Source organism: Polaromonas sp. P4_F4 (assembly GCF_056401355.1).
Map to the genome: position 1 here is coordinate 20,623 of NZ_JBFUJO010000011.1, position 21,927 is coordinate 42,549.

The 21,927-nt window shown below is 65.3% G+C and carries 17 protein-coding genes; 8 read left to right on the forward strand and 9 right to left on the reverse strand.

The features are described from left to right. Window positions 1-2 precede the first annotated feature (2 nt). The 6 genes from AC1DUR_RS13210 to AC1DUR_RS13235 all read right to left on the reverse strand — a co-directional run bounded on the left by AC1DUR_RS13210 (window position 3) and on the right by AC1DUR_RS13235 (window position 9,238). On the reverse strand, window positions 3-4,013 hold the full coding sequence (locus AC1DUR_RS13210) for a translocation/assembly module TamB domain-containing protein (RefSeq protein WP_477721661.1): 4,011 nt from the start codon (window positions 4,011-4,013) through the stop codon (window positions 3-5). 89 nt (window positions 4,014-4,102) lie between these two features. Beyond that, window positions 4,103-6,094 carry an autotransporter assembly complex protein TamA gene (locus tag AC1DUR_RS13215; RefSeq protein ID WP_477719431.1) on the reverse strand — a complete coding sequence of 664 codons (1,992 nt, stop codon included), beginning with the start codon at window positions 6,092-6,094 and terminating at the stop codon, window positions 4,103-4,105. A gap of 20 nt (window positions 6,095-6,114) precedes the next feature. Then, window positions 6,115-7,347: a vWA domain-containing protein gene (locus tag AC1DUR_RS13220; protein ID WP_477719432.1), complete on the reverse strand. Its 1,233-nt coding sequence runs from the start codon at window positions 7,345-7,347 to the stop codon at window positions 6,115-6,117. Between the two features lie 201 nt (window positions 7,348-7,548). Next, window positions 7,549-8,136 carry a GNAT family N-acetyltransferase gene (locus AC1DUR_RS13225; protein ID WP_477719433.1) on the reverse strand — a complete coding sequence of 196 codons (588 nt, stop codon included), beginning with the start codon at window positions 8,134-8,136 and terminating at the stop codon, window positions 7,549-7,551. Window positions 8,137-8,138: 2 nt separating this feature from the next. Beyond that, complete coding sequence (locus tag AC1DUR_RS13230) at window positions 8,139-8,366, reverse strand: hypothetical protein (protein WP_477719434.1); 228 nt, start codon at window positions 8,364-8,366, stop codon at window positions 8,139-8,141. Between the two features lie 17 nt (window positions 8,367-8,383). Continuing rightward, complete coding sequence (locus AC1DUR_RS13235) at window positions 8,384-9,238, reverse strand: AAA family ATPase (RefSeq protein WP_477719543.1); 855 nt, start codon at window positions 9,236-9,238, stop codon at window positions 8,384-8,386. A 159-nt stretch (window positions 9,239-9,397) separates the two neighbouring features. On the opposite strand from AC1DUR_RS13235, the gene AC1DUR_RS13240 reads away from it, so the two are divergent. Further along, window positions 9,398-10,063, forward strand: coding sequence for a c-type cytochrome (locus tag AC1DUR_RS13240; protein ID WP_477719435.1), 666 nt, complete (start codon window positions 9,398-9,400; stop codon window positions 10,061-10,063). A 314-nt stretch (window positions 10,064-10,377) separates the two neighbouring features. Here the strand turns inward: AC1DUR_RS13240 and AC1DUR_RS13245 are convergent, their stop codons facing one another. Then, entirely contained in the window at window positions 10,378-10,812 is a 435-nt protein-coding gene (locus tag AC1DUR_RS13245) for a DUF1841 family protein (protein ID WP_477719436.1), read from the reverse strand. Between the two features lie 213 nt (window positions 10,813-11,025). On the opposite strand from AC1DUR_RS13245, the gene AC1DUR_RS13250 reads away from it, so the two are divergent. Continuing rightward, window positions 11,026-11,247, forward strand: a complete 222-nt coding sequence (locus AC1DUR_RS13250; protein WP_477719437.1) for a hypothetical protein — start codon at window positions 11,026-11,028, stop codon at window positions 11,245-11,247. A 104-nt stretch (window positions 11,248-11,351) separates the two neighbouring features. On the opposite strand, the gene AC1DUR_RS13255 is transcribed toward AC1DUR_RS13250, so the two are convergent. After that, window positions 11,352-12,155: an IclR family transcriptional regulator domain-containing protein gene (locus AC1DUR_RS13255; RefSeq protein WP_477719438.1), complete on the reverse strand. Its 804-nt coding sequence runs from the start codon at window positions 12,153-12,155 to the stop codon at window positions 11,352-11,354. 170 nt (window positions 12,156-12,325) lie between these two features. Here AC1DUR_RS13255 and AC1DUR_RS13260 point away from each other — a divergent pair, with 170 nt between their 5' ends. The 6 genes from AC1DUR_RS13260 (at window position 12,326) to AC1DUR_RS13285 (ending at window position 18,170) form a co-directional block, all read left to right on the forward strand. After that, window positions 12,326-13,042: a 3-oxoacid CoA-transferase subunit A gene (locus AC1DUR_RS13260; protein WP_477719439.1), complete on the forward strand. Its 717-nt coding sequence runs from the start codon at window positions 12,326-12,328 to the stop codon at window positions 13,040-13,042. Window positions 13,043-13,094: 52 nt separating this feature from the next. Then, window positions 13,095-13,736 (forward strand): 3-oxoacid CoA-transferase subunit B, encoded by a 642-nt coding sequence (locus AC1DUR_RS13265; protein WP_477721662.1) that lies wholly within the window; start codon window positions 13,095-13,097, stop codon window positions 13,734-13,736. A 96-nt stretch (window positions 13,737-13,832) separates the two neighbouring features. After that, on the forward strand, window positions 13,833-15,035 hold the full coding sequence (gene pcaF / locus AC1DUR_RS13270) for a 3-oxoadipyl-CoA thiolase (protein WP_477719441.1): 1,203 nt from the start codon (window positions 13,833-13,835) through the stop codon (window positions 15,033-15,035). 172 nt (window positions 15,036-15,207) lie between these two features. Further along, window positions 15,208-16,206, forward strand: a complete 999-nt coding sequence (locus AC1DUR_RS13275; RefSeq protein ID WP_477719442.1) for a Bug family tripartite tricarboxylate transporter substrate binding protein — start codon at window positions 15,208-15,210, stop codon at window positions 16,204-16,206. A 72-nt stretch (window positions 16,207-16,278) separates the two neighbouring features. After that, complete coding sequence (locus AC1DUR_RS13280) at window positions 16,279-17,259, forward strand: Bug family tripartite tricarboxylate transporter substrate binding protein (protein ID WP_477719443.1); 981 nt, start codon at window positions 16,279-16,281, stop codon at window positions 17,257-17,259. A 155-nt stretch (window positions 17,260-17,414) separates the two neighbouring features. After that, window positions 17,415-18,170 carry a sulfite exporter TauE/SafE family protein gene (locus tag AC1DUR_RS13285; protein WP_477719444.1) on the forward strand — a complete coding sequence of 252 codons (756 nt, stop codon included), beginning with the start codon at window positions 17,415-17,417 and terminating at the stop codon, window positions 18,168-18,170. Between the two features lie 250 nt (window positions 18,171-18,420). Here the strand turns inward: AC1DUR_RS13285 and AC1DUR_RS13290 are convergent, their stop codons facing one another. Further along, a complete protein-coding gene (locus AC1DUR_RS13290) occupies window positions 18,421-21,846 on the reverse strand; it encodes an adenylate/guanylate cyclase domain-containing protein (protein WP_477719445.1) in 3,426 nt (1,141 codons plus the stop codon). Between the last annotated feature and the right edge of the window lie 81 nt (window positions 21,847-21,927).

Genomic DNA, 21,927 nt, shown 5'->3' on the forward strand with positions numbered 1-21,927 from the left:
GTTCAATCGTAAGGCACGGTGAAGATCAGGTCCACGGCGCTTTGCTGGCCTGTTTGCGCGCGTACCGTGAAGCGCTGCGACAGGTCGTAAAAAATATACAGCGTGCCCAGCGCACCGGAAATGCTGCGCTCGTAGGCGGCATAAAAATTACGCGAAAAGCGCTTGCCCAGCGTGACGGCGCCCTGCGTGGTCGTGCCGTCCGCATTGCTGGAGGCGCCGCGAAACGACAGCTCGTCCAGCCCCAGCGACGAGGCCAACCCGCCCGACATGCCGCCGCTTTTGCTGCCCAGCAGGGCCAGCGCCGCCTGCTGCAGCAGCGCGGCTTCCGCGCCCCCGGATGCCGATGCCCGGCCCACCACCAGCCAGGACAGTTTTTCGGCATCGGGCAGCTCGGGCTGGGCATAGAGGCGCACGCGGGGCAGCAGGGCGGTACCGGTGATTTGCACGCCCACACGCTGCGTCAGGTTGGGGCGGATGGCCAGAATGTCCAGGGCCGGGTTGTCGAGGGGGCCGGTGAAGCGCAGCACGCCCTGTTCGACGTCCAGGCGCTGGCCATAGGCGCGGTATTGTCCGCCCGCGGTGTTGACGGTGCCGGTCAGGCGCGGTTCGCGCAGCGACTCGCCGTACAGGCTGAGGGTGCCGCGTATCCGCGTGTCGATGCCTTTGCCTTGAACGCGAAAGTCATTGCCCAGGCCCAGTTGCAGCGCCAGCTTGACGGGCCGGGCATCCCTGTCGGCGGTGGCGCCGCTGGTTTGCGCCGGCGCTTTCTGGCCGGTCGCGCTGCCGCGGGTGGTGCGGACCACGACGTCATCGCCCAGCTGTGGCGTGCCTTCGTCGGGCAGGATGATGCGGGCCTGGTCCACCACCAGTTTGCCGGTGAGCTCTGTCTGCACGCCCTTGAGGCTGGCCTGCACGTCGCCGGAGACGGTCAGCTGCCGGTCGGTTCGTATGCTGGCGCGCAGCCGCTCCAGCCGGGCCTCCAGCTGCACCTGCGGCTGGCCGTCGATCCAGCCGGCTTCGCCCCGGGCCATCAGGCTGCCGCCCGTCCCCTTGTCGCCGGCGCCCTGCAGGGTGAATTCGTTGATGCGCATGCGCGTGCCGTCGAGCCGCGCGCGCAGGCGGCCGTTGCCAAACTCGATGCCGTCCACGACGGAGCGCAAGGCCAGGTCGTTGGCCTGCAACTCGCCTGCCAGCTGGGGGGCGGCCCGCGTGCCGCTGATCCTCACATCGGTGCCCAGTGAACCGCGAAGCCGCCAGCCGGGCGGCGCCAGCACCGACCAGACACCAATGCGCGGCAGCTGCGCACGCAACTGGCCGCTCAAGGGCGCGTCTGCGGGCCACAGCCAGCCGCCGCCCGCATCGGCCGGAGCGCGTGCCAGGCGGGTCCGGAGCTGGCCGTCGGCTGTGCCCGCGCGCTCGCTGTCCCAGCGCGCAGCCAGGGTCAGCGCCTCTCCGTCATTGACCAGCGACAGACGCGCTTCTTTCACGCCTGCCGCCACCCGTGTGGGCACGCCCTGCACGGTTTCTGCCTGCACGCTGATGTCGCCACTGCTGCGGGTCAGCGTGGCTTTGAGGCGCAGCGTGTCGCTGAGCGTGGCCTCCAACTGGCCGTCGAGCAGCAGGTTGCCGCCCAGGCCGGCGCCGGCCATCTGCGGGCCTGCCAGCAATTCAATCCAGGCCAGCGGTAAGCCGGTGAGCTTGCCGGACGTGATGAGTTCACCGGGGCGCCAGCGCACCGGCTGCCAGGCCAGGACGGCCGACGTGGAGGCGCTGCTGGGTCCCCCTGCGGCGGTCTGCGCCGGCGCGCTCAGCAGGGCTTCTCCCGCACCGCTTTCGAAGGCGCCGCCCCGCGCTGGTGTCCATGCGAGCGGCACCGTGCCACGGGTGGCGAGCCGCCACGCACCGCTGCCACTGCCATTGCCGAGGGAAGGGTCTTCCACGCTGAGGCTGAGCTGGTTGAGCAGGCCTTGCCATGCGGATTCACCCAGCGGCAGCTTGCGCGTGGCAGGGGTGCGCCCGCCTTCAGCGGCCAGTTGCAGCGCATAACGCCGTTGCCCGGCCTCGAGGCGGCCCTGGGTGCTCAGTTGCATCTGGTTTAGCCGGCCCGACAAGCTGGTTTGCAGGGCGCGGATTTTGAGCGTGTCGGCTGTCTCTGCCGTGCCCGCAGCTGCGGGTGCGCGTGGGGCAGAGCCGGCAGCTGTCTTGGTGGGCGCGTACCAGTCGAGTGAAGGCACCTCCAGCCGCGCCTGCACGCTGGGGTCTTGCCAGCCGCCGTCCCAGCTGGCCTGCAGTTCCGCGCTGCCGCGGGCAGAGGCTGTCTGCAGCGCGGCGGGCAGGCCCGGCAGTTCTTGCAGCCAGCGCAAGGCCAGCGCTGCATCCCGGCCGCGCAGGCTGAGGTTTCCCTTGCCGCTGGCCTGCCGCAGCTCGCCCTGCAGTGCCGCGTCCAGTCCGGGCGCCGTCAGGGTCAGGCTGCCCTTGCCACCCCAGGCCTTGGGCTGGGCTTCCAGTTGGCCCGCCAGTTCCGCGTCATCGGTGCGAAAGCGCAGCGCCGACAGCGCCAGGGTGCCGCCGGCCTGGGCCGGGTTCCAGGTGCCCGTGGCGCTCGCATCGCGCAGGCGCAGCACGCCAGGGGAACGTTGGCCTGCCGCCTTGGCCTTGGCCCTGGCCCTGGCGCTGGCGCTGGCGCTGGCGGGCGGCTTGATGCCATTGCCTGCGGCCTGCAGGCTGGCGTCGAAGCGGGTGCTTGTTCCTTCGCTGGCCACGGTAGCCCGGCCGTCAACAGGCTGCGGCGCAAGCTGGGAGTACAGCAGCGCCGGGTTGATCTGCTGCAGGGTGGCCTGCAGCTTCCAGGCCGGGGCGACCGTAACGGGTGGAGTGGGTGGCGTGGACAGAGCGGAGTCTGGGGCGGGGGCACGCGTTGACGGCGGTTTGGGTGGAGACGCAGTGCCTGCGGCCGGCGCCCATTCGCCCGTGGCCAGCAGCTCGCCGCCGCCCAGCCGCGCCTTGAGCGAGCGAACCAGCGCCGCGCCGTCGCGCCATTCGCCCTGGCTTTCCAGTCGTTCAATGGGCAGCCGCTTCTGATCCCAAGGGCCGGGCAAGCCGTTGGCCATCTGTAGTTGAATCAGCCACGCCGCGCTGGCTGTTGCGGCCGTGTCAGCGGGTCGTACGCTGGCGTTACCGGTCAGCAGGGTTTGCGGCATGTCGGGCCACAAGCCCGCAATGTCCAGGTCGCGAAAGGTCGCATCCGCCTGCGGCAGGGGTTGTGCCGCCCAGGGCATGACACGCGCCGTCGCCGTCGCGTGGGGCTGCGCGCGGCCGGCAGGCGCGCTGCCTGTCATTTGAAGCTGGCCCTTGACCTGCATGTCGGTGATCGGTCCGCTGGCCGTGGCGGTGAATGCCAGCGGCAAAGGTTTTTGGCTGTTCGGAAGTTCGGCGGACAGCGCACCCGACAGGCTGGCTTCGAGCGCAACCGGGCTGCGCGCAGACAGACTGGCGCGGCCCTGGTAACGGCCTTGGGCCACCTCGGCATCCAGCAACTGCAGCTGATGCGCCAGCCCGTCAAATTCATAGCGCCCTGAAATGCTGGAGGCCGTGACGGCTGTCTTGCCCTGCAGGGCGAACCGGCCCACCGAGAAGTGGGCCAGTACCACCCGCAGCGGCAATCCGAGCGCGGTGGGCGGTGGCGACGGGGCTGAAGGCGGGCGCTGGTCGTGCAGCTGCACACTGCCCACCGCCAGCCGGTCCAGCCGGAGCGTGCCATGCAGCAGCGACCAGGGTTGCCAGGCCAGGCTCACATCGCGCACCTCGACGCTGAGCCCCTCCTGCTGCCAGGCCAGCCGGTCGACGTGCCCGCCTTCGCGCAGCGAACCTGTGGCTCGCCCGGCCGTCAGCGGCTGTGACTGCGCCAGCCAGCGAAGCGCGGTGGCCAGCGAGCCTTCCGTGCCCGCCCACCACCAGGCCAGCCCAACGGCCAGAACAGCCAGCAGCAACAGGCTGCCCGCTGCGACTGCCATCGCTGTCAGCCATCGCCGCGTGGACTGTGCCCGATCCGCCCCCGCTTTCGGCGGGGCTGCTTCGGCACCGGTTTGCTTCGGCGTGCTCATCAGAAGATAAACCCCACACTGACATGCAGGCGCACATGCTTGACCTTGACGCCGTAGGCCAGGTCCATTTGCAGGGGGCCAATCGGGCTGCGCCAGCGCACGCCGGTGCCCACGCCGACCGAGGGGCGCAGGTCCTGGGGCTTGTCGGCCACGGCGCCGGCATCGATGAACAGCGTGTTTTCCCACTCGGTGGTGACGCCGCTGCGAACAATGGGGCGTTGCCATTCCACGCTCCCCACGGCGAGGTAGCGGCCGGGGCCGATGGTGCCGTTGTCGAGCCTGATGCCGATGTCGCGGTAGCCGTAGCCGCGCACGGTGGCGTCGCCGCCGGTGCGAAACAGCTGCGTGCCCGGGATGCGTGCTGCGTCCTTGGCCAGCACGGCGCCGGCCTCCGCGCGCATGGCGATGCGTCCGCGCTCCAGTGACTTGATGCCCAGCCAGCGGCCCACGGCGCGGGTGAAGGGCTGGCGGTCCTGGCCCAGCGTGGTGCCTCCGCCCAGTTCAAACCCCAGGCCGTAACCCCGGCTGGGGAAGGGCACGCTGTCAAAGTAGCGGCCGGTCCAGACGTAGTTGGCGGTGAGCGCCGAGCCATCGCCCGTGTCTGCGGCGGTATTGCCGAGCTGGCCAGCACCATGCACGCGGGCCCGGTCATATTGCAGGTACATGTTGCGGTCTATGTGGTCGCCGGCCTGCGTCCGGCCAAAACGCAGCCGCTGGGCCTGCGTGATCAGTTCGTCGTCATCGAGGCGTTCCACGCGTCCCAGCGCGACCCAGCGCCAGTTGTCCTCGTTGGGTATGGCTGTCCACTCGGTTTGCGCAAAGGGGTTTTTCTTTTCGGCCTGCAGCTTGGTCACGGCACGCCAGCCAATGCCGGGAACGCGGTGATGGGTGTGCTCAACGGAAGCGCGCGGTCCGCTGTCTGTCGTGATGCCGACGCCGAGCGTGACCTTTTGCAGTTTGGCCTCGCGCACCTGCACCTGTACCGGCGCTGCGAGCGGGTCGCTCTCGGGGTCGACAAAGATATAGGCCGAATCAAAATAGCCGCTGGAGGCCAGCCGCTGCTGGGCCTCCACCAACTGGCTCTGGTTATAGATGGCCCCGGCGTTCAGGCGGGCCAGTCGCGGCACCAGTACGGGGTCATAGCGTTCCACGCCGCTGATCTGCATGGGACCCAGGCGGTACAGCGGGCCGGAATCGAGCTTGACCGACAGGCCGGCGGTTCGGGCTGGCGCATCCACATCGGCCAGGCTGTAGTCCAGTTTGCCGGCGGGGTAGCGGCGCGCGACCAGCTGCCGCAGTGCCTGTGTCTTGGCGCCGTCCCAGGCGTCCTGCGTGAAGCGCTGGCCGGTGGGCAGCCGCCAGTCGCGCTTGATTTCCGAGCGCTGGGCGATCGCGTCGGGATCGGGCGAGTCGGCAATGTCTCCCGCGAAGTCGATCGCCACCGCACCTGTGAGGGTGGCTTCGCCAGGATCGACCGCAACCACGATGGTGGGGTGCTGGTTCACGCCGCCCTCACGCGTGATGCGGATTTCCGGGCTGAAGTAGCCCAGCGTTCCCACCAGGTTGCGCACATTGCGTTCGGCGAGCACGACCAGGCGGTTCAGTTCGGCCTCGTCGAGGTCCGTCACCGCGCGGTAGCGCTGCAGCTCGATGTGCTTTTCGAGCAGTTCACGCACGGCAGGCGGAGCCCGCACTGCAATGTCAAAGGCCGTCACCTCCTGCGGTGCGCTGGTTGGTCCTACCGCGCCCTGGGGTGTGGGGCCCGGTGTTACCTTTTCGGGGGGTGGGGGGGGTGGCGGTGCGGTCTGTGCCGTCCCGGACGGTGGCGTTGTCACGGCCGTGGCGGCCGGGTCGGCAGCGGGCGCACCCGATTGCGCCCTGGCTGCGGGCGGGGAAAAAATCGCGAGGAAGGCGATGACAAGGGCGAGGCTCGCAGTGGTCAGTCCTGCCGGTGTGGCCGTCCGCGCGCAGCGGGTACTGGGGTGGGTCACACACCCAGTTTACTTGAGCCCTACTTGGAAAGCAGGCGCATCGCCTCTTCAAGTCCCTTGATGGTCAGGGGGTACATGCGCTGATTGACCAGCTGCTGGATCACGCTGATGCTCTGGCGGTATTGCCAGACGCCCTGCGGCTCGGGGTTGATCCAGGCGAACTTCGGGAAGGCATTGGTCAGCCGCTGCATCCATTCGGCGCCGGCCTCTTCGTTGTTGTATTCGACGCTGCCGCCCGGTTGCAATATTTCGTAAGGGCTCATGGTGGCATCGCCGACAAAGATGAGCTTGTAGTCCTTGTTGTACTTGCGGATGATGTCCCACGTCGGGAACTTTTCACTGAAGCGGCGGCGGTTGTTCTTCCACATGAAGTCGTAGACGCAGTTGTGAAAGTAATAAAACTCGAGGTGCTTGAACTCTGCCTTGACCGCCGAGAACATTTCCTCGACACGGTGGATGTGTTCGTCCATGGTGCCGCCGACGTCCATCAGCAGCAGCACCTTCACATTGTTGTGGCGCTCGGGCACCATCTTGATGTCCAGCCAGCCGGCGTTGGCCGCCGTGGAGCGGATGGTGTCGTCGAGGTCCAGCTCTTCCGCATTGCCCTGGCGCGCAAACTTGCGCAGGCGGCGCAGCGCCACCTTGATGTTGCGCGTGCCCAGCTCCTGGGTGTCGTCGTAGTCCTTGTAGGCGCGCTGGTCCCAGACTTTTACCGCGCTTTTATTGCGGCTTTTTTCCTGGCCGATGCGTATGCCCTGCGGGTTGTAGCCGTTCGCGCCAAAGGGCGAGGTGCCGCCCGTGCCAATCCACTTGCTGCCGCCTTCGTGGCGCTCTTTCTGTTCTTCAAAACGCTTTTTCAGCGTTTCCATGAGCTCGTCCCAGCCCATCTTTTCGATCTTTGCCTTGTCCTCGGCACTCAGTTCCAGCTCCAGGTTTTTCCGCAGCCATTCCAGCGGGATGTCCTTGGTGAAATCGGCAATCATCTCCACGCCCTTGAAGTAGGCGGCGAAGGCACGGTCGAATTTGTCGTAGTGCTTTTCGTCTTTCACCAGCACCGTGCGGCTGAGGTAGTAGAAGTCGTCGATCTTCCAGGCGCCTTCACCGCCTTCGCCTCCTTCATCGTCGCTGGTGCCGCTCTTTTCACTGTTCGGGCCCACAACACCCGCCTCCAGTGCTTCAAGCAGCATCAGGTATTCCTTGACGGAGACCGGCAATTTGGCTGAACGCAGGGTGTAGAAGAAGTCAATCAGCATGGGGAACCCTCTTGCAGAATTTTCCCGTCGGGCCGCCCCAAGGGAAAAACGGCCCCTCGGGGGCAGCGCATTACACGAAGTGAAAAGCGTGGGGGCTCTTCATCCCAGCAGGGGCCGCGGGACTGGCTTTGCCAGACCGCAGGCGCAGCGGCCCCCTCGGGGGGCAGCGCATTACACGAAGTGAAAAGCGTGGGGGCCATATCAAGAGCGAGGTTTGTCAAGCAGGTACAGCAGCTGCGCCTTGACCTCGGGCCATTCACCGGAGCGCAGGCTGTACATCACGGTGTCGCGAATGGTGCCGTCGCGCCGCAGCGCGTGACCGCGAATCACGCCGTCTTTCCGGGCTCCCAGGCGTTCAATGGCCTGCTGGCTGGCGAAGTTGAAATTGTCGGTACGCCAGCCCACCACATGGCAGCCCAGGGTTTCAAACGCATGGGTGAGCATGAGCAGCTTGCAGGTGGTGTTGACGTGGGTACGCTGGCTGCTGGCGGCATACCAGGTGTAGCCAATCTCGACGCGTTTGATGGCCGGCACGATGTCATGAAAGCTGGAAGTGCCCAGCACCTTGCTCGTGCCGGCGTCGGTGACCGCAAACGCCAGGCGGTTGCCGGTTTGCAGCGCGGTTTCAATGTAGGCCCGTGTTTCATGCGGTTCAGGTACCGACGTGATGCGCAGCTTCCAAAGTTCGCCATCGCTGGCGGCGGCCCGCAGCCCCGCTTCGTGGTCCAGACCCAGCGGCACCAGCCGCACGCCGCGCGCTTCCAGGCTCACGGGTTCAACAAAAGCCATGCTCAGCTCTCCCCATTGGCCTTCTGGCGTTTTCTCCAGCGGCGGGCCAGTTGAAGGCCCAGGCCACCGCCCAGGCCGACCAGCACAATGCCGCCGATGGCGCTGTTGTCATAGCCTTCGGCAAAAATGTCCAGCCCCAGCAGGCGCCCGATCCAGTAGCCCAGGAGCGCGCCACCGACGAAGCCGATGGCATCCGACAGGCCTTCCACCAACAATGATTTCTGGTTCATGAATGTGAACTCCGGGTTCAGCGGTTGTTGCGCTGCATGAACACCAGTTTTTCAAACAGCGTCACATCCTGCTCGTTCTTGAGCAGCGCGCCAACCAGCGGCGGCACCGCCACCTTGTCGTCCTTGCTGTGCAGCGCTTCCAGCGGAATGTCCTCGGCCACCAGCAGCTTGAGCCAGTCGAGCAGCTCGCTGGTGGATGGCTTCTTTTTGAGGCCGGGCAGGTTGCGCACGTCATAAAACGTTTTCATGGCGGCGGCCAGCAGTTCCCTCTTGAGATCGGGGAAATGCACATCGACGATCTGCTTCATCGTGTCGGCATCGGGGAACTTGATGTAGTGAAAGAAGCAGCGGCGCAGGAAGGCGTCGGGCAGTTCCTTCTCGTTGTTGGAGGTGATGAACACCAGCGGGCGGTGCTTGGCCCGGATGAGCTCGCGTGTTTCGTACACATAGAACTCCATGCGGTCGATCTCGCGCAGCAGGTCGTTGGGAAACTCGATGTCGGCCTTGTCGATCTCGTCGATCAACAGCGCGACGGGCTGGTCGGCCGTGAAGGCCTGCCAGAGCACACCCTTGACGATGTAGTTGTGGATGTCCTTGACCTTTTCGCCACCCTCGACGGTGCTCAGCTGGGAGTCGCGCAGGCGGGACACGGCATCATATTCATAGAGACCCTGCTGCGCCTTGGTGGTCGACTTGATATGCCATTGCAGCAGGGGCAGGCCCAATGCCTGGGCCACTTCCTCGGCCAGCATGGTCTTGCCCGTGCCGGGCTCGCCTTTGACCAGCAAGGGCTTTTTCAGGGCGGCGGAGGCATTGACGGCCAGCATCAGGTCTTGGGTGGCGACGTAGTTTTGTGAACCTTGGAATTTCATGTTCATGGGTCGAATGGATGGGGTGATGTGGACGGGGATGTAGACGCGAATGGAGTGTTCTTGCGCGGGCCGCCAGCGTGCAGTCACCGGCCCTGGCAGGCCCAGATATAATCCAAAGTTGTTTTATACGATGAATTCTCACCTGATTGTGCGCGCAAAATGAATAAGCTGTTGACCACGATATTCGCTGTAGCTGTCTCCTGTGTGACGGTCTCAAGCCTGGCCCAGGAAGTCAAGGGCGATGCCAAAGCCGGCGAAACCAAGAACGCCATGTGCATTGGCTGTCACGGCATCAAGGGCTACCAGGCGTCTTTTCCCGAGATTTACAAGGTTCCGATGATTTCCGGCCAAGGGGGCAAATACATCGTGGCGGCGCTTAACGGCTACAAAAAAGGTGAACGCAAGCATCCCACCATGCGCGGCATTGCCGAGTCGCTGACCGACCAGGACATCGCTGACCTGGCGGCCTTTTACAGTACCCACGGCGTGGTGCAAGGTGCCGAGCTGCCTGCCAAGCCGGCCAAAGAACCCAGCGCTGATGTGCAGGCCCTGCTGAACAAGGCCAACTGCGCTTCATGCCACGGCGCCAATTTCAGCAAGCCGATTGATCCGGCCTATCCCAAGATTGCCGGCCAGCACAGTGATTACCTGTTCGTGGCGCTCAAGGCCTACAAGACCGACAACAACCCCAAGGTGGGTCGCGGCAACGCCATCATGGCGGGTATGGCCAAGCAGTACACCAATGCCGAGCTGAAGCTGCTGGCCAACTACCTGGCTTCGGTGGACGGTGAACTCAAGGTGATTCCTCAGAGCAAGTTCCGCTGAACGCAGAACAAGTACAAAAAAGCCGCTGTCTCAGCGGCTTTTTTTTATGGCTCAGTGTTCCGCCGGGCCGCCCAAGGAAAGCGGGGAGGCTCTGCTCCAGCAGGGGCCGCGGAACCGGCTTAGCCGGGCCGCAGGCGCAGCGCTCGCTCGGGGGGGGGCAGCGCAGCACACGCAGTGACAAGCGTGGGAGCCCTAGTAGCCAGAAGTGGTAGCTCTCTAGCCCAGCAGGGGCCGCGGAACCGGCTTAGCCGGGCCGCAGGCGCAGCGGCCCCCTCGGGGGGCAGAGAGCTACACGCAGTGAGCGAACGTGGGGGCTAATCCCTCGTAGCGCGGCGCTGAACGCATGCGATGTAGGCATCGCCATCCGGCGGCCGGCCTGCGCGCTGGCTTTCCCACACCATCTGTCCCAGGCAGTCCATGGCCTCGTGATGCGCGTCATGCAGTGAGTTGCGCCGCGCGGTCAACAGCTCCACCGCCTGGCGGATACCGCGCGGCTGGTCAATCGAGCATTGTTCGCTGATCGACAGGTGCATCGAGAGGTGCAGGAAGGGATTGGTGTTGCCGGCCTCGACGTCATACATTTTTTCAAGCGCCGCATCGGCATCCGCAAAATCCGCATGGTATTCGGGGTGTTCCTCCATCCATTGGCTTGCTATGATTTCTATAGCCTCAAGCGCCTGTCCCGTGCGGGCTTTGGCATAAACTGAACAGAAGAATCGCCGGACGTCGGCTTGCGAAGGCGTGAACATGGCTAAAGCGTATCACGCAGCCTGCTTCCGGGGCCTTTGAGGTGTTTTCCGCCCTGGCGCTTTCATCGGGCTTGTGCTTGACAGGCACCCCATGTCCCCACGTCCTACAGACAGGGGGGGTGTGCAACGGTATATTCATGATTCACGGTGGCGCAGTTGCGGCGCACAGCCACCCTGCAATGAGTAAGCCCGGTAGCCCGGTGAGGAGATTCTATGAATGCAGCAAAAATGGCGGGAATTATCCTGATCGTTGCCGGACTGGCCGGACTTTTCACCGGAGGTTTCAGCTTCACCAAGGACAGGTCGACCGCGAAAATCGGCCCCATCGAGTTGACGGTCACGGAAAAGGAGTCGGTCAATATTCCCCAATGGCTGAGCATCGGTGCCGTGGCCTTGGGTGCGGTTTTGCTGGTGGTGGGTTTCCGCAAGCCCTGAAAGCCCGCGCCTCCTTCGTTCGGCGCAGGTAACTTCCTGCCTGATGGGGCCACTTTCCACTTTCCACTTTCCCCGGGGCAACCCCCTTCGGGATATTGCCGATCTCAGGCGCGCTGAACACTCAGCATGCGCGATATGGCCTGTGCCGCCGCAAGCAGTTGCGGCAGCATGGTTTCCTGCATCACCTTGGCACTGGTCCGGTTGGCCTGGCCGCTGATGTTCAGCGCCGCCACCATCTGGCCGGCCCGGTTGGTGATGGGCGCTGCCAGCGACACCAGTCCTTCCTCGAGCTCCTGATTCACCAGCGACCAACCCTGTTTGCGAACCTGCGCAATCCGGGCCGCGATCTCCTTCACATCGATCGCGGTGTACTTGGTTCGGGCCGTCCGGTCCGAGCGTTCCAGGCACTCCATCAACTCGGCTTCCGGCAATGCGGACAGCAGCATGCGACCCATCGAGGTGCAGTAGGCGGGCAGCCGGGAGCCGATGCCCAGGCTGATGCTCATGATCTTGTGTGTGGGCACGCGCAGCACGTAGACGATGTCGGTGTCGTCGAGCACCGCTGCCGAGCACGATTCCTTGACCTGCGCAACCAGCGCTTCCATCACGGGCTCGGCGAGGTCCCAGATCGGCATGGACGAGAGATAGGCGAATCCCAAATCGAGAATGCGCGGGGTCAGGCTGAACAGCTTGCCTTCGCTGCGCACATAACCGAGCGACTCCAGGGTCAGCAGGATGCGGCGGGCGCCGGCGCGGCTCAGCTCGCTGCGCTGCGCCACTTCGGTCAGTGTCTGGCGCGGGGCGCTGGCACTGAAGGAGCGGATGACCTGCAATCCGCGCGCAAAGGATTGCACATAGCCGTCGCCGGGTTTAAGGTCTGCGATGCGTGTGGAGGCGGGATTTGCCATGGTTGAAAAAATCTCCTAGAATTCATTATACGAACTCTTGTTCTAATGTCGAACAAAATCTGGTGGATCGGAAACTCTGCCTGAATTCGCGGCTTTGCGCGCCCGGTCACCCGGGCGCTACTCTGGCGTGTTGCCTGTTTCTGCCCTGTTGCCCTGTTGGAGACAATTGAATGATCAACAAGATTGCCCGCTCCATCGCCGATGCGTTGGCGGATGTGAAAGACGGATCAACCATCCTGATCGGAGGTTTTGGCACCGCCGGTATTCCCAATGAACTCATCGATGGCCTGATTGCGCAGGGCGCCAAAGACCTGACCGTGGTCAACAACAACGCGGGCAATGGCGAGACCGGGCTGGCGGCGCTGCTGAAGGCCGGGCGGGTGCGCAAAATCATTTGCAGCTTTCCACGCCAGGCCGACAGTCACGTGTTCGACGGGCTTTACCGCGGCGGCAAGCTGGAGCTGGAACTGGTACCGCAGGGCAATCTGGCCGAGCGCATTCGCGCAGCCGGTGCGGGCATAGGCGCATTTTTCTCGCCCACGGGTTACGGCACGGAGCTGGCCAAAAATCCGGATGGCTCGGCCAAAGAAACCCGCGAGATCAACGGCAAGCAGTACGTCCTGGAGATGTCGATTTACGGCGACGTGGCGTTGATCAAGGCGGAGCAGGGCGATCGTTGGGGCAACCTGACGTACCGCATGGCGGCGCGCAATTTTGGCCCGGTGATGGCCACGGCTGCGGCAAAAACCGTGGCCACGGTGCACGAGATTGTCGAGCTTGGAGCGCTCAACCCCGAGCACATCGTGACGCCCGGCATCTTCGTGCACCAGATTGTGAAGATAGACCGCGTGGCAACCCGGGCAGGCGGCTTCAAAAACGTAGCCTGAATCTGTTGCGATCATTTGCCATCATTGACCAGCCATCCGGACGGAGCAACCCATGACCTACCAGAAACGCACCAAAGACCAGCTTGCCGCCCGTGTGGCGCAAGACATTTACGAAGGCGCCACCGTCAACCTCGGCATCGGCATGCCGACGCTGGTGGCCAACCATATCCCGGCCAGCCGCGAGGTGCTGTTGCACAGCGAAAACGGCATTCTCGGCATGGGCCCTGCGCCTGCCGAGGGCGCGGAAGACTATGACCTCATCAACGCCGGGAAACAGCCGGTGACGCTGCTCAAGGGCGGCTCGTTTTTTCACCATGCCGACAGCTTTGCCATGATGCGCGGCGGCCACCTTGATATTTGCGTGCTCGGTGCGTTCCAGGTGTCGGCCACAGGCGACCTGGCCAACTGGCACACCGGGGAAAAGGAGGCGATCCCCGCCGTGGGCGGCGCGATGGACCTGGCCCTGGGCGCCAAGCAGACCTGGGTGATGATGGACCTGCTCACCAAAAAGGGCGAGAGCAAGGTGGTGGCGCAATGCAGTTATCCGCTCACCGCCATTGCCTGCGTCAAGCGCATTTATTCGGAACTCGCCACGCTGGCGTGTACGCCGCAGGGTCTCAAGCTCATCGACAAGGTCGAGGGCCTGACGCATGGCGAACTGGAAAAACTCGTCGGCTTGCCGATAGCCGTTTGATTTTTGTTTGATTTTTTAATTAACCAATCCGTTCGGGCTTGAAGGGCCCAGGTCCTGCTCAGGTCCTGTATTGAACGGAGATTCAGGAGACATTGCATGAACCAGGCTTTTATCTGCGATGCCATTCGCACCCCCTTCGGCCGCTACGGCGGCGCCTTGAGCAGCGTGCGCACCGACGACTTGGGCGCGATCCCGCTCAAGGCCCTGATGGCGCGCAACCCCAACGTCGACTGGCAACTGGTGAGCGACGTGATCTTCGGCTGCGCCAACCAGGCCGGCGAAGACAACCGCAACGTCGCACGCATGTCCAGCCTGCTGGCCGGCTTGCCGCTGGAGCTGCCCGGCGCCACCATCAACCGCCTGTGCGGATCCGGCCTGGACGCCCTGGGCACGGCCGCCCGCGCCATCAAGTCGGGCGAGGCCCACTTGATGATCGCCGGTGGCGTCGAAAGCATGAGCCGCGCGCCGTTCGTCATGCCCAAGGCCGAGAGCGCCTTCGGCCGTGCCAATGCGGTGTATGACACCACCATCGGCTGGCGCTTCGTCAACAAGCTGATGAAGGAAAAGTACGGCGTCGACGCCATGCCAGAAACCGCCGAAAACGTTGCCGTCGACTACAAGATCAGCCGCGAAGACCAGGACAAGATGGCCCTGGCGAGCCAGCTCAAGGCCGTGGCGGCGCAAAAGGCCGGCTACTTCGATGCCGAAATCACGCCCGTGACCATCGCGCAGAAAAAGGGCGATCCCATCGTGGTGGCCAAGGACGAGCATCCGCGCGAGACCTCGATGGAAACGCTGGCCAAGCTCAAGGGCGTGGTGCGCCCCGACGGCTCCGTCACCGCCGGCAATGCCAGCGGCGTCAACGACGGCGCCTGCGCACTGCTGCTCGCCGACGAGGCCAGCGCGGCCAAAAACGGCCTCACACCCAGGGCCCGCATCGTCGGCATGGCCACGGCCGGCGTGGCGCCGCGCATCATGGGCATAGGCCCGGCGCCGGCCACGCAAAAAGCGCTGGCACTCACCGGCCTGACGCTGGCGCAGATGGACGTGATCGAGCTCAACGAAGCCTTTGCCGCACAGGGCCTGGCCGTGCTGCGCCTGCTCGGTTTGCAGGATGACGACTCGCGCGTCAACCCCAATGGCGGCGCCATTGCGCTGGGCCACCCGCTCGGCGCCAGCGGTGCCCGCCTGGCCACCACGGCCGTCAACCAGCTGCACAGGGGCGGCGGGCGCTATGCGCTGTGCACCATGTGCATTGGCGTGGGGCAGGGCATTGCGGTGATCCTTGAGCGGGTCTGATCGACTTGCCCTTGGGCCGTCATTGAACGGCCAATGAGCTGCCATGTCACGGTTTGATTTGCTATTTATTTAATAGCAATCTGCGCATTTCTCTTTCTATTGGACGTCAGGCGTCCGAACCCTGTTTTATTTCCGGAATTCAGAGCTAATTCATAGTTACAAGGAGACAGTCATGCCTTTCAAATTCTCTGTAGCACGTCGCACCCTGGGCCTCGCCGCACTCGCGCTGGCTGCTGCCGGCTTGCTGCCGGCCACGGCCGGCGCCCAGCAGTTTCCGACCAAGCCGGTGCGCATCATCACGCCGTTTCCGGTGGGCGGTGGTCCCGACGGCGTGGCGCGCCTGGTGGCCGACAAGCTGTCACGCGCCTGGGGCCAGCCGGTGGTGGTCGAGAACCGGCCCGGCGGCAACGGCTTCATCGCGATCGACGCCTTCAAGCGCGGCAGCAAGGATGGGCACGACCTGATCGTGCTCGACAACGTGCACCTTGCAGCGTATCCGTCGTTGTTCAAAAAGCTGCCGTACGACGCAAGCAAGGACTTTGATGCGCTGCTGCCGCTGTTCAAGACCTATTTCTTCTTCACCGTGCCGACCACCAGCAAATACAAGTCAATCGCTGACCTGGTTGCCGATGCCAAGGCCCACCCCGGCAAGCTGGACTACGGCTCCTGGTCGGTCGGCAATCCGGTGCACCTGGGATCGGAGCTGTTTGAGTCCGCAACCGGCACGCAGATGGAGCATGTGATTTACAAGGAAACCACCCAGCTCTACACCTCGGTCTCCACCGGCGAACTCGCCTTCGCGCTGGGCAGCAGCGCCACTGCGGGGCCGCTGCAGCGCGCGGGCAAGCTGCGCTTCCTGGCGGTGGCGGCACCGAAGCGTGTGGCGGCCTTCCCGGATGTGCCTACGGTCGGTGAATCCGGTGGTCCGCAGGGCTTCGAGGTCACCGGCTGGAATGCGATGGCGGTGCCCAAGGGCCTTCCTGACGCCGTGAGCGACAAGATCAAGCGCGACATCGAGAAGGCGCTGGCCGAGCCCGACGTGCTTGAGAAATTCAAGAGCTTTGGTTATGAGCCCTTCCCGCAGACGCGCGAGCAGTTCAACCAGTTCGTGCAGAGCGAAACCCGGCGTTTCGGCGACGTGATCCGCAAGGCGAACGTCTCGCTGGACTGACAGGCCCTGCCCGGCGTCTGCTGCTTGTGTCTTCCACCGGACCTTCGGGTCGTTGATTGGGAAAGTGCCAGCATGAACCACCTTCGTACAGGACGCCGTAGCCTGCTGCTGGGCGCGCTCGCAGCGCTGGGCGCTCCAGCGTGGGCCCAAAACGCCAAAGCGATCAAAATCGTCGTGCCTTTCGCACCCGGTGGGGGCAACGACGTGTTCGCCCGCCAGATGGCAAAAAGCCTGGGCGAGTTGCGCAATCAGAGCGTGATGGTGGAAAACAAGCCCGGCGCCGGCGGCAACCTCGGCACGGAGCAGGTCGTGCGCAGTCCGGGCGATGGGACCACGCTATTGCTGGGGCACTCGGGCACGGTGTCGATCAACCCGGCGCTGTACAAGCAGCTGAAATACGACCCGCAGAAAGACCTGGCGCCGGTCGCCATGTTTGCCTCGTCGGCCCTGGTGCTGGTGGTGCCAGCCTCGTCATCGGTGAAGACGGTGGCCGACCTGCTGGCGCTGGCCAAATCACAGCCCGGCATTCTCAACTACGCGTCCAGCGGCAGCGGCACGGGCGGCCACCTGACGGGCGAGATGTTCGAGCAGAAGAGCGGGGTCAAGATCGGCCACATTCCGTACAAGGGCACCGTCCCCGGCCTGACGGACCTGATCGGCGGCCAGGTGCAGATGATGTTCAGCGTCATCCCGCCGGCGCTGGCGCTGGTCAAAAGTGGCCGCCTGCGGGCCGTGGCGGTCACCGGCAGCCAGCGGCTTCCCTCGCTGCCCGAGGTGCCCACCATCGCCGAGTCCGGTGTGCCGGGCCTGGCCGGATTCGAAAGCACCCTGACCTACGGCATCCTTGCGCCCCGCGGCACGCCGGAGGCCACCATCAGGGAGCTGTCAGGGCAGATGCTCAAGATCGCCGCCTCGGCCGATTTCCAGTCCCGGCTGGAGGTGGAGGGCGCGGTACCCCTGCTGGGCGGTCCCGCCGACTATGCCGCCCTGATCAGGAAAGAAAGCGCCAAGTGGGCCGAGATCGTGAAAGTCTCCGGCGCGACGGTCGAATGAATCGCCGTCCAGGATGAGGCGCTTGATGGTTGCCGGCCCTGTAACATCGGGCCCCATGGCGCCGCCTTCCCACAACACTGCATTAGTCTCACCGCTCTCCTCAGGGCCCCGCGCGCCATCGTGTTCGTGCGGCCGGGCCTGAAAGCCATGCCGCCGTGAGTTTCCCGCTGATCACCGATCCGTTTTTCTATGCGGTGGCCGTCCCTGCGGTGCTGATGCTGGGCATCAGCAAAAGCGGGTTTGGCGCGGGCTTTGGCTCACTGGCGGTGCCGGTGATGGCGCTGGCCGTGACGGTGCCGCAAGCTGCCGCGATCCTGATGCCGGTGCTGTTGCTGATGGACCTGCTGGGCCTGGCCGCCTTCCGCAAGGATTTCGACCTCAGGTTCCTGCGCTTCCTGATTTCCTGCGGATTGGTGGGCACGGTGGTGGGGGCGCTGCTCTTCAAGGCGCTGGATGCCAGGATGGTGGCCGGCATAGTGGGTGTGTTCACGCTGCTGTTTTTGGCGCAGCGCCTGCTGTTTCCGCCCCGACCCGACAGCGCGCCGCCACCCCAATGGCTGGGGGCCCTGTTGACGGTGACCTCGGGCTTCACGAGTTTTGTGGCGCATGCCGGCGGGCCGCCGTTGAGCGCCTATGTGATTCCGATGCGCCTGAGCCCCCTCAAGTTCACCGCCACCATGGCGGCCTTCTTTTTTGTGATCAACCTCTCCAAGTGGATTCCCTACGGGCTGCTGGGTCTGCTCGACCTGCGCAACATGGCGACCTCGCTGGTGCTGCTGCCGCTCGCTCCGGTCGGCGTGTGGATGGGCGTGCGTCTGGCCAGACGCATCAGCCCGGTGCTTTTTTACCGGCTGCTGTATGTCGGCATGCTGCTCACCGGCTGCAAGCTGGTCTGGGACGGACTGCACTAGGTGTAGTTGAGCCCGAGGTTGTTCCAGGAGGCAGCATGACCCGGCTGGATGCGTAGCGGCGCGACCGAAGCGGCTCCGACCCGCACCTGAAGCGCGTCGGCGCGAGGCGAAAATTTGGGCGGCCCCACGTCACGAGCACGCCCGACCGTGCACGTTTCGCCGATGGCACCGCACCAGGCCGTCAGCAATCAGGGAGGGATCCCTCGAAGTGCCGGTCTGCACGGAACATGGCGCTGCCATGACGCACACTTCACTGGAGCTCGGCGAGCAGCGCCTTGGCCTCCTGCAGGTCCGCGGTGTCGAAGCCTTCGGTGAACCCGCCGTAGCTCTCGCCCAACATCTGGCGGGCCTCCGCCGGCTTGCCCTGCTGCCGCCACAGCCGGCTTAAGGCCATCGCCGCGCGCAGCTCCAGCGATCGGGCGCCCTGCCGGCGAGCAATCGCGATCGCCTTCAGGAAGCAGGCTTCGGCTTCGTCCCGGCCGCCGGCGCCCGCCCCCTCGCGGCTCGGCTGCAGCAGCGTCAGCTCCCCCTTGAGCCGATACAGCTCCGCCTCGTACACGCGCTCTTGCGTTCGGTCCACCATGGCCAGCGCCTCGGCCAGCGTCTTCAGCCCTGCCTCGGCTTGCCCCGCTTTTCCGTAGGCTTCGGCCAGCAGCGCCAGGAAATGCGGCCTCCAAAGTTCCGCCCCGGTGGCCCGATAGGCGCTCAAACCCTCTTGCATCCTTTCGATGCCTTCTGCTGTGCGTCCCTGCTCGGCCAGCGCCCAGCCCGAGAGGATGATTCCGTAAGCCAACCAGAACGGGAAGCCGTGCTCGGTCGCGAGGGCGAGGATGGCCTGCGCCAACTCGCGCGTCGGCTGCGCCTCGCGGCGGTGCAGATGAAGCTCGGCGGCAAAGATCAAGGCAGTGGCCGAGACAGGAGGGTGGGACAGGGTCTGAGCCAGAGCGAGCGCCGCCTGGCTGCGCGCCAGGGCTTGGTCCGGATAGCCGAGCAGCCACAGGTCCAAGGCTGCGAAGGCCAGCCCCGCCACGCCGGGCTCCGACCCATAAAAGACGGCAGGCGAGTAGTGCTGCCCAGGGTCATAAAGGGCTAAGACCTGCTCCAGTTGCGCTTGGGCGGGGACCAGCTCGCCGAGACTGAGCAAGCTGGTGCCCAACGCCCGATGGGCTTGTACGAGCAAGGCAGGGTCTTGCGCCTTTTGGGCCATCGTAAGGAGTTGCTCCCCCAACTCGCGTGCGGTCGGCAGTTCCCCACGGACTTGATAAAACGTGCGCAGCCCCACCAGGGCAGGGAAGAGCTGGATCGTTTCCCCGAGCTGTCGACACAGCATCAACGCCCGGGTATAAGTTGCCTCCACTTCCGGGGCAGCGTGCCCCTTGGTGGCCATCCAGGCCGGACCGAGGGTGATCAGGAGTGCGAGTTCCTGCCTGGCGCGCTCCGGCGCATCGGGCAGGGTCTCAAGCAGGGCCAGGGCCGTGGTGAGGTGGGTGACCGCTTCGGCATCGGCGGAGCGCTGCACCGCCTGGCGCCCGGCGCAGTGGAGGTATTGCACCGCCTTCGGCGCGTTGCCGCTGCGGCTGAAATGATGCGCCAGCTCGCTGCAGTGCTCCTCGAGCTGGGCGCTGAACAGGGCCTCAATCGCCTGGGCCGTGCGCTCATGCAGCGCACAGCGCCGCTCGCTCAGCAGCGAGCCGTAGCTCACCTCCTGGGTCAGCCCATGCTTGAAGCTGTACTCCACCTCCGGAAACGCCGGCTGCTCGTAGATGAATTCCCCGGCCTGCAGCTGCGCCAGCAGGCTTTTCAGCGCGTCTTCGGGCTGCTGGGCGACGCGCGCGAGCAGGCTCCAGGGAAATGCTTTGCCGATCACCGCCAGGGTCTGCAGCAGCGCTTTCTCGGCCGTCCCCAGCCGATCGATGCGGGCGGCCAGCACCCCCTGCACAGTGGTCGGGATGTGCAGGGCGGTCGGGATCCGCTCGATACGGTAATGCCCGTGCTCGCCGCGCAGCACCTGCTCCTCGATCAGCGTCTGCACCACTTCCTCGATGAAGAAGGGGTTGCCTTCGGTCTGTTCCAGGATCAGGTGCTCGAGCGGGGCGAGCCCGGCGGCGTCGCCCAGCAGGGCTCGCAGCAGTTCCTGGGCCTCGTCTTTTCCCAGGGGATCCAGCCGCAGCTGGGTGTAGTAGCTCCTGTGGCCCCAGTCGTGCCGGTACTCGGGCCGGTAATTGACCAGCAGCAGGATGCGGGCGTTGGCCACGCTCTCGCCGAGAAAGCCGAGGAAAGCCTCGGTCTCGCTGTCGAGCCACTGCAGATCCTCGACGATCAGCTCGAGCGGCTGGGCCATGCTCTCGCGCACCAGGAGCCGCTTGATCGCCTCGAAGGTGCGCTGCCGGCGGATCTGGGGGCTCATCTGCGCCAGCGTCGAGCCCGGCTCGGCGAGCCCCAGCAGCTGGAACAGATAGGGCAGGCTGCCCTCCAGCGCGCGGTCCAGGGTCAGCACCTTGCCGGTGAGCTTCTCCCGCCGCCGGCGCTCGTCGTCCTGCGCGGTGATCTGGCAGTAGTTCTTCAGCAGCTCGATCAGCGGCAGATACGGATAGGCCTTGCCGTGCGAGACCGAGAAGGTTTCCAGCACCAGGCAATCGGGCGGCGCGCGCAGCTTGAACTCGTGGCACAGCCGCGACTTGCCGACCCCCGGCTCGCCGACCACGCCGACGATCTGGCCGTGCCCGGCCTGCGCCAGCGCCCGTGCTTCGCGCAGTTCCTCGAGCTCGCGGGCACGGCCGACGAAGCGCGCCAGCCCGCGGCTGGCCGCCACCTGCAAGCGGGTGCGCAGCGGGCCAAGACCGAGCACTTCGAAGACGGCGAGCGGCTCGGGCAGCCCCTTGATCGGCGTCGCGCCGAGCGCCTTGACCGCGAAATAGCCCTCGGTCAGCTTGTGGGTATGTTCGCTCGCGACGATCGAGCCGGGCACCGCGATGCTCTCCATGCGCGAAGCGATGTGGATCGTGTGTCCCACCGGGTCGTAGTCGGTGTGCAAGTCGTCGGTGCGGATTGCGCGCACTACCACTTCGCCGGAGTTGACGCCGACGCGGATCTGCAGCGCTATCCCCTGGGCCAGGCGCACGCGGTCGGCGTAGCGGCGCATGTCCTCTTGCATGCGCAGCGCCGCATAGAGGGCCCGCTGCGCATGGTCTTCGTGCGCAATCGGCGCGCCGAACAGCGCCAGGATGCCATCGCCCATCGACTTGGCCACATAGCCTGCGTAGTGATGGACGGCGTCCATCATCAGCGCCAGCACCGGGTCGATCAGGCGGCGGGCGTCTTCGGGATCGAGGTCGTGGATCAGCGCGGTCGAGCCGGCCATGTCGGCGAACAGCGCGGTGACGGTTTTGCGTTCACCGTCCGGTGCGCCGCGGGCCTCCATGGCCGCCTGTGCCGCCAGGATGCGCTCGGCCAGGTAGGGGGGCGTGTAGTCGATGGGGGCGCTGGCCGCAAGCGCCGAGCCCAGCGCCGCGTTCGGGGCCGGTCCGCCGAGCGGCGCGCCGCATTCGCTGCAGAACTTGGCGCTCGCGCTCGCCTCGTGTCCGCAGGCCGGACAGGCACGCGGCAGCCCGGCGCCGCATTCCTCGCAGAACTTGGCGCCTGTCGGATTCTCGAACCCGCAGCTTGCGCAGCGCATAAGGCTTACCCCGCCTTCGGGGTTTCAAGGTGCAACAGTTCCTGAATTTTATCAGGGCAGGCAGCTCGCCGGGCTTGTCGC